We start from the raw sequence: 2,292 nt of genomic DNA on the forward strand, positions 1-2,292 counted from the left end.
CGGCCACCGCCTTGTCGCCCAGGCCGACGATGTGCATGTTGACCTTGCCGGGCGCGATCATCACCTGCACGTCGACCTGCACGGCCTCGATGCCCTGGAAAGCGACCGTGCGAACCCGCGCCACCATCGTGCAACCCCAATTCAGGCTGGCCCCAGCCCCTGCGATCAGGCCAGGAATGGCCCGCCGGGAAGACAATCACACTTCCCCGGTCAAATCAAGAACATTACGGGAACGCATGACCGCTTGGGTTGCAGCGGAATTGAGCGCGGTTGCAAAAACGGAACATGGTTAAGACAAAATGAAAACGGCTTACCCGCGCTTTCCCTCGACCGCGTCCCAGAACAGGCTGGCGATGTCGGCGCCGCCGAAGCGTTTGACCTCGCGCACGCCGGTCGGCGAGGTCACGTTGATCTCGGTCATGTAGTCGCCGATCACGTCGATGCCGACCAGGATGAAGCCGCGCTCCTTCAGCGATGGGCCGATGCGGGCGCAGATCTCGCGTTCGCGCTCCGTCAGTTCGGTCTTTTCGGCGCGGCCGCCGACATGCATGTTGGAGCGGGAATCATGCTCGGCCGGCACCCGGTTGATGGCGCCAACCGGCTCGCCGTCGATCAGGATGATGCGCTTGTCGCCCTTGCGCACGTCCTTGAGATAGCGCTGTACGATGTAGGGTTCGCGGAACATCTGGCCGAACATTTCCAGCAGCGAGGCAAGGTTGCGGTCGGCCTCCAGCAGATGGAAGATGCCGGCGCCGCCATTGCCGTAGAGCGGCTTGACGATGATGTCGCCGAACTCCTTGCGGAAGGCGGCAACTTCGAGCGGATCCTTGGTGATCAGCGTGTCCGGCATCAGGTCGGCAAATTCGGTGACGAAGATCTTTTCCGGGCTGTTGCGCACCCAGGCCGGGTCGTTGACCACGAGCGTTTTCGGATGGATGCGCTCCAGGATGTGCGTGGTGGTGATGTAGTTCATGTCGAAGGGCGGATCCTGGCGCAGCAGGACCACATCCATCTCCGACAGGTCGGTACGCACCTTCTCGCCCAGCGAATAGTGGCTGCCCTTCTCGTCGCGCACCTGCATTTCCTCGATGCGGGCAAACACCTTGCCGTCGCGCAACGAGAGCCGATCCGGCGTGTAGTGGAACAGCTCATGGCCGCGCCGCTGCGCTTCCAGCGACAGCGCGAACGAGGTGTCGCCGGCGATCGACACGGTGGAGATGTGGTCCATCTGGACGGCGATTTTCAGCTTCATGGCGGGTCTCCGGCGGCTCGGATGGACGACTGTCTTGCCTGTACAGGCTCACTGCCCGTCTGCCAATCGCGACATTCCTGGGATTGGCATCCGACACCCGAATGCGCTGCTTTCATCGATCCTTCGAAACAGTCGCGGTTGCCCCTGGAAAATCGATTTCGCGATACGTTTCCTAAAGGGTTTGCTGCCAGTCTGAAAATAAATTCCGACGTCACAAAACAGGGACACCGATGCAAACTTCGTTTGGCACCGGTCAGGCAAACAGGGAGAGCACGGATCTGGCATTCACAGATCCGTTGACCGGGCTTGGCAACCATCGCCGCTTCTTCGACAAGGTCGATCGCCTGATCGCCGACCGTGCCGACGATCCCGCGCCCTTTACCGTCGGCATTCTCGACCTCGACGGCTTCAAGCCGATCAACGATCTGTTCGGCCACAAGGCCGGCGACGACATCCTGATCCAGGTGGCGATGCGGCTGCGCGCCTCGATGGACGGCCATTCCACGGTCTGCCGCATCGGTGCCGACGAATTCGCCTTTCTCTATCCCCTGGTGTTCAGCGAGGATGCAGCGGCCGAAAAGTCGCGCATGCTGATCGAGATCCTGTCGGCGCCCTATGATGTCGGCGAACGCACCGCCAGGCTTTCGGCCTCGGTCGGCTGCTCGCTGTTCTATTCGGGCGACGAGACCACGGAAATCCTCATCAATAAGGCCGAGACGGCGCTCTATCACGCCAAGCGTTCCGGCCGTGGCCGCGTCGTCGTCTACACCCGTGAGATGGAAGAGGCGGCCAAGCGCGTCACCCGCATCGAACAGGCGCTGCGCCGGGCTGTCTCGGCCGGCGAGGTGGAGCCGCATTTCCAGCCCATCGTCGACCTCAACACGCGCCGCACCATCGGCTTCGAGACGCTGGCGCGCTGGACAGATCGCGACCTCGGCTCGGTGCCGCCGACCGTCTTCATTCCCATCGCCGAGGAGCGCGGCATCATCGGCCCGTTGTCGCAGCTGGTGCTGCGCAAGGCGACCGAAGCGGCCAGAAGC

At 62.5% G+C, this 2,292-nt stretch carries 2 protein-coding genes and 1 pseudogene; 1 reads left to right on the top strand and 2 read right to left on the bottom strand.

Going from position 1 to position 2,292, the window contains the following annotated elements; all coding sequences use genetic code 11:
* Positions 1 to 127: pseudogene (locus EN964_RS32145) on the bottom strand (ATP-binding protein); the annotation flags it as partial.
* A gap of 183 nt (positions 128 to 310) precedes the next feature.
* Entirely contained in the window at positions 311 to 1,252 is a 942-nt protein-coding gene (gene gshB / locus EN964_RS32150; RefSeq protein WP_127266732.1) for a glutathione synthase, read from the bottom strand.
* 230 nt (positions 1,253 to 1,482) lie between these two features.
* Between gshB and EN964_RS32155 the strand changes: the two genes are divergently transcribed.
* The coding region (locus EN964_RS32155) for a diguanylate cyclase domain-containing protein (RefSeq protein WP_127277258.1) at positions 1,483 to 2,292 on the top strand (810 nt) is incomplete at its 3' end.

The organism is Mesorhizobium sp. M7A.F.Ca.CA.001.10.2.1 (genome assembly GCF_003998575.1).
In the GTDB taxonomy this organism is placed as follows: domain Bacteria; phylum Pseudomonadota; class Alphaproteobacteria; order Rhizobiales; family Rhizobiaceae; genus Mesorhizobium.

What these genes read in the sequence shown, in the direction of transcription:
- gshB (WP_127266732.1), bottom strand. Translation starts at nt 1,252, where the DNA reads ATGAAGCTGAAAATCGCCGTCCAGATGGACCACATCTCCACCGTGTCG.